The organism is Streptomyces sp. UNOB3_S3 (genome assembly GCF_020740895.1).
Classification (GTDB): domain Bacteria; phylum Actinomycetota; class Actinomycetes; order Streptomycetales; family Streptomycetaceae; genus Streptomyces.
Window position 1 is genome coordinate 1 of sequence record NZ_JAILXP010000516.1, and the last position, 3851, is coordinate 3851.

The following is a 3851-nucleotide window of genomic DNA, read 5'->3' on the forward strand; positions in this document are numbered from 1 at the left end:
CAGCCCTTGGCCCCCCTCGTCCCCCTGCTCTCCCTACTGGCCCTGCTCCTCACCCTGCTCGCCCTGCCCGGCACCGCCGCCGCGGCCACGACCGGCAACCGGCAACGCCCCTTCCACCCCGAGCGCGACTGGATGGGCTCGACCGTCCCCGCCCACGAGGGCAGACCCCCGACCGCGGCCGGCGAGGCGATCGCCTCGGTCGAGGGCGTGGACGTCAGCAGCCACAACGGCAACGTCTCCTGGTCGACCCTCTGGAACAAGGGCGCGCGCTTCGCCTACGTCAAGGCCACCGAAGGCACCAGCTACCGCAACCCCTCCTTCTCCCAGCAGTACAACGGCTCCTATGACGCCGGCATGATCCGTGGCGCGTACCACTTCGCCCTGCCGTCCAATTCCGGCGGCGCCGACCAGGCCGACTACTTCGTCGACCATGGCGGCGGCTGGTCGGACGACGGCAGAACACTGCCGGGTGTGCTCGACATGGAGTACAACCCCTACGGCAGCACCTGCTACGGCATGAGCGCCGACGCCCTGCTCGACTGGGTCGCCGACTTCCTCTCGGTCTACCGCCACCGCACCGGGCGCGACGCCGTCATCTACACCACCACCGCCTGGTGGAAGAAGTGCACCGGCAACTACGGCCGCTTCGGCTCGGACCACCCGCTGTGGGTGCCGCGCTACGGCTCCTCGGCCGGGGAGCTGCCGAACGGGTGGGACTTCCACACCTTCTGGCAGTACACCGAGACCGGCTCGACCGTCGGCGACCACAACCTCTTCAACGGCTCGTACAGCAGGCTGAAGTCGCTGGCGTACGGCTGACCGGGCCCCCGGCGTGCCGGCGCCGGGGACCCGGTCGTCCCGGGGTGGGCCGGCGACTCCACGAGCCGCCGGTCCCGGAGGGTCATTCAGTCTCAGCCGCAGTTGCCCGCCGGGCGGGTGCGGGTGACCAGGTCGGTGTACCCGGTGGTGCCGTCGATCCACACCACCTGCTTGCCGCCGGCCGCCGCCGCGGAGAGCTGCTCACCGCGGTTGCAGGAGACCCGGGCCCGGTCGGTGCCGTTCGCCCCGCCGAACTGCCACAGCTTGGACATGGTCTCGTTGTGGTACTTGGGGTCCGGCAGCGACGCGGTCACGGTCAGCGCCTCGTCGGAGGCGGTGAGGCTCTGGGCGAACAGGGCGCCCTCACCCTTCTCCTTGCTGAGGTCCACGGTCCCGGTGCCGTCGAGGTTCGACCGGCGCACGGCCACCTGGCCGTCGTCGACGACCTCGTCCGCCAGCCAGAAGACGTACTTGCCGTTGATCGCGGTCTCGCCGATGCTCTCGGGCCGGCCGAGCTGGTTCATCAGCTTCCGCTCACCGCTCCTGAGGTCCAGCACCTCGACGCCCATGCGGTAGTCGTCACCGTCGGCGTAGGCCTTGGCGTAGGCGAGCCGGCCGCCGGAGAGCGAGGGGAACGCCGAGCCGGTGCCGGCCTTGCCGCCGTCGGCCCAGGTCGGCTCCTTGTCACCCGTGCGCAGGAAGCCCACGTGCCGGGCGCCGAAGACGTCCATCTTCTCGAAGGCCACGACACCGCCCTCGACCCGGACGTCCAGGACGGTGTCGGAGGTGCTGTACAGCTTCTTCACCGGGCCGCCCGCGAGCGGCCGTGCCAGCACGTCCATCCCGGCCGCGCTGTACGCCGCCCACGCCACCGTCTTGCCGTCGGTCGCCGGGTTGACGTGGAAACGCCCGTCATTGGGGCTGATCAGCTTGGTCTCGCCCTTGCCGTCCGTACGGCCGGCCCACACCGAGAAGGCCTCGGTGCCGTCGTCGTTCGACTTGGACGTCGCCCACCAGCCGCCGCCCGCGCCGGCCTTGGTGCTGTAGACATTGAGCTTGCCGAGCAGCAGGTCCGAGTCCACGCCCATGGCCTGCTCCCAGTTGGGGACGATGCCGTGGGCGTTGAAGGAGCGCTTGACGACGTTCAGGTCCTTGGCCGAGACCTTGAGCGCCTTGGCGGCGGCGATCACCGCGTCGCGGCCCTCGGTGAACCCGTCGAGCGGGGTCATGTACTCGGTGAGCGCCTTGTAGGCGATCCTGTCGGCGAGGGTACGGCCCAGGTCCTCGCGGATGTCCCAGAGGGCGCCCGAGAAGATGGTGGAGTTGAGGTGCACCCCGCCGTTGTCGGTGGCGAAGGAGACGCCCAGGAAGTTCTTGGACGTCGTCGCCCCGTCGTTGAGGTCGCGGAAGGCGCACTGGCGCGGGGTCTTGGTCCGGCACAGGTTGCCGCCCAGCAGGCCCGCGTCCGGGTCGTCCATGGACATGCCGGCCGCGTCCACGGCGATGGCGTTGCCGAAGTAGTCGGCGATCGCCTCGTTGAGGGCGCCGGACTGGCCCGCGTAGACGAGGTTGGCGCTGTTCTCGACGACGCCGTGCGTCATCTCGTGCCCGACCACGTCGAGGTCGGCGGAGAGCGTCTTGTACTCCTCGTCGCCCCCGCCGTACAACATCTTGGTGCCGTCCCAGAAGGCGTTGACGAGCGGCATCCCGGAGAGCGACAGGCCCACCAGGGAATTGATCGCCATGCCCCGGCCGTCCAGGCTGTCCCGGCCGTGCACCTTCTTGTAGTAGTCGTAGACCTTGCCCGCGGCCCAGTGCGCGTCGACCGCGCCCGCCTCCGTGGCGTCCTTGTCGAACTGCGGGGTCCTCGAGCCGAACTCCTTGATCCCCTCGGGCCAGCGGCCGCCGTTCGCCTCCGAGACGTCCTTGCCGCGCGCGTCCCAGGTGGAGATCACGTTCTTGCTGGAGTCCCACATGCGGGAGTGGTCGTTCATGACGTACTCGCCGCGGGCCGTGTCGAAGAACAGGCCGAGCTCGACGGTGGTGCCGTCGTACTTCACACCCGATCCGGCGACGCCGGGGTGCTTGGCCGGGCCCCCGGGGGCCTTGCCCTCACCGGCGGCCTTCACCTCACCGGAGGCGGACGCGGTTTTCTCCGCCGTGAAGGTCTTGATCCCGCTGTACTGGAGGACCGGGTAGCCGGACTTGGCGTCGACGTACACCTCGTGGAGCACGGGCCGCCCGGTGGCGGGGTCGGTGCCCCGGACGGTCACGTGCTGGGTCAGCACGCCGGCGCCCCTGGGCAGGACGACGAGACCGCGCGCGGTGCCCTTGAGCGACGCGGCCGCCTTGGGATTGACCGCGAGCTTCTTCCCGGCGACCTGCGCGAGCGTCGCGCCGACCGCGCGCTGGACGGCCAGCTCCTCGCCCACCTCGGGCTTGGTGCCGGTGGTGAGGCCCGTGAAGTACTTGCCGGAGGTACCGGTGACGACGCGCTTGCCGTCCTTCTTCTCCATCCGGACGACGTACTGGCCGCCGAGGACGTCGACGCCGCGGTGCTTCTGCTGAAGCCGCACGGTCTCGTTCGACCCGGTCGTGACCGACTGAACGGCCTTCAGATCCCGATCCGGATCGGCGATGCGGTAACGGCTCTTCTTGTCGGCGAGGTGCCCGCGGGCGGCGTCGGCCGGGCTCCCGCTCGCCTTCACACCCTCGCGGATGCCGTCGACCAGGGAAGGGGTGGAGGTTCCCTTCCCCGGAATGACATCTGCCGGATCGCTGCCGGCCGGCGCGGCGAACGCCTGCGCGGGCATGGCGGACACAACAAGGGCGGCAGCGCTCACCAGCGCCGCCGCCCCTGCTATTCCGCTCTTCGCGACCTGTCTTCCTGAACGTGCTCTGGACTTACGCAAGGTTCCCCCTCCGTACGTACGGAACGCCGGAACATCTGTGGTCGGGGCATATGCAACAGGCGGGGCGCGGGCTGATCAATGGTTCGCGCGTGGAGGGGGGTTACTTTCGGCCTAGGTGGG

The 3851-nt window shown here is 70.0% G+C and carries 2 protein-coding genes; one reads left to right on the forward strand and one right to left on the reverse strand.

Annotation, left to right across the window (positions count from 1 at the left end; all coding sequences use genetic code 11):
- The first annotated feature begins 6 nt into the window (after positions 1-6).
- Positions 7-819, forward strand: coding sequence for a lysozyme (locus K6I33_RS32830; RefSeq protein ID WP_229358296.1), 813 nt, complete (start codon positions 7-9; stop codon positions 817-819).
- Between the two features lie 92 nt (positions 820-911).
- Here the strand turns inward: K6I33_RS32830 and K6I33_RS32835 are convergent, their stop codons facing one another.
- Positions 912-3632: a M4 family metallopeptidase gene (locus tag K6I33_RS32835; RefSeq protein ID WP_229358297.1), complete on the reverse strand. Its 2721-nt coding sequence runs from the start codon at positions 3630-3632 to the stop codon at positions 912-914.
- Positions 3633-3851: the final 219 nt, after the last annotated feature.